The organism is Rhizorhapis sp. SPR117, assembly GCF_021742065.1.
Genome location: NZ_JAKKIE010000172.1, coordinates 1 through 1642, shown reverse-complemented (window position 1 = coordinate 1642; position 1642 = coordinate 1). Strand labels below are relative to the sequence as shown.

At 65.7% G+C, this 1642-nt stretch carries 1 protein-coding gene; it reads left to right on the top strand.

The window, feature by feature from the left end; translation table 11 throughout:
• Positions 1-122 precede the first annotated feature (122 nt).
• Positions 123-1475: an IS1380 family transposase gene (locus L3X40_RS21755; RefSeq protein WP_237367416.1), complete on the top strand. Its 1353-nt coding sequence runs from the start codon at positions 123-125 to the stop codon at positions 1473-1475.
• Positions 1476-1642 lie beyond the last annotated feature (167 nt).

The window sequence follows — 1642 nt, the reverse complement described above, 5'->3', positions numbered from 1 at the left end:
CCCGTCTTATTCACCGGGGGGATGGGATGGGGTTGGCGGACGTAGCGTAAGTTACTGATCTGGAATAGAGAACGGGTGCTTAGGCCATCCCTCTACACCGGACAGAAAGTGCCACGCCCGCCATGGCAGATGATAGCGCGACACGTTTTTCATTCCCAGCGATTTGCCGCAAGAAAGTGACCGCCGCCTTTGATGGTGGGAGGCTGACATCCGATGGTGGCGTGCTGCTGCTGGCGCAGGCGGAGCGACAGCTCGGCCTCGCGGAACGGCTTGCCGCCTGCATTGCCGATCCTCGCGACCAGAGCCGTGTCGTCCACGACGTCGGCGACATCCTGCGCGCTCGCATGCTGGCGATCGCCTGCGGCTATGAGGATGCCGATGATCTCGACAGCCTGCGTCACGATCCCGGGTTCAAGCTGGCGCTCGGCAAACTGCCCGGCGGCGTGATCGGCCTGGCAAGCCAGCCAACGATGAGCCGCTGGGAGAATGCGCCGACGACGCGCGAACTGGTGCGGCTGACAGGCGCGCTCGTCGATCTCTACTGCGCGAGCTACCCTACCGCGCCGGTGGCGGTGACGCTCGATATCGATGAGACGGTCGATGTCGTCCATGGCGGCCAGCAGCTCTCCTTCTGGAACGGCCATTATGGCGAGCGCTGCTTCCTGCCGATCCATGTTTATGACACCGCGACCGGCCGTCCGGTGGCGATGCTGCTGCGCACCGGCAAAGCCCCGTCGGGCGCCGAGACGGCAGGCCATGTCCGCCGCCTGATCCGGCGTATCCGCCGCCACTGGCCCGATACCCGCATCACGCTACGCGGCGATGGCCATTACGGCCGCCCCGAGATCATGGCGTGGTGCGAGGCGAACGGCATCGACTATGTGTTCGGCCTGCCCGGCAACAAGGCACTCCATGCCGATCCGGTCATCGTCAATCGCGGCGATGCCTGTGCCACCGACCGGGCGCTGCAGGGATTGGGCGTGCTGCGCCGCTATGCCGAGACTCGCTACGCCGCCAAATCCTGGGGGCCGACCAAACGCAGGGTCGCCGCTCGGATCGAAGCAAGCACTATGGGCCTCGATATCCGCTTCGTCGTCACCTCGATCGAGCACGGCAGCGCCGAGCACATCTACGACACGCTCTATTGCGCCCGTGGCCAGGCCGAAAATCTCATCAAGCTCCACAAGGCACAGTTGAAAAGCGACCGCACCTCCTGCCGGTCGGCCAATGCCAACCAGATGCGCCTCATCCTCCACACCGCCGCGTATTGGCTGATGTGGAAGCTGCGCCAAGCCGCGCCCGCCACCGCTGCGCTGAGGAACGCCGAGTTCGCCACCTTGCGCCTCAGGCTGATCAAGGTCGCCGCCCGCGTCGTCGAAACCGCCAGCCGCATCCGCATCGCCTTCGCCAGCGCCTGCCCCGACGCCGACATCTTCCGGCATATCGCCCGCGCCCTCAAACCCGCACCGACCTGAACGGCGCGGCCGGGCCGCAGATCGATCCACCCTGTCCAGAAACCCCGCAAACCTCTCGGCCAAACGCGATGGAATAGTCGCCACCGGGCAACTTGCGCTTGCCGCCTCCGCCTGCCGCCCCCGTCCCGGATTACGCCATCACGCAGTCGCCCGGTGAATAAGAGAGG

Excerpts from the sequence above, each read along its gene's own strand:
- L3X40_RS21755 (WP_237367416.1), top strand. The coding sequence starts at position 123 with ATGGCAGATGATAGCGCGACACGTTTTTCATTCCCAGCGATTTGCCGC.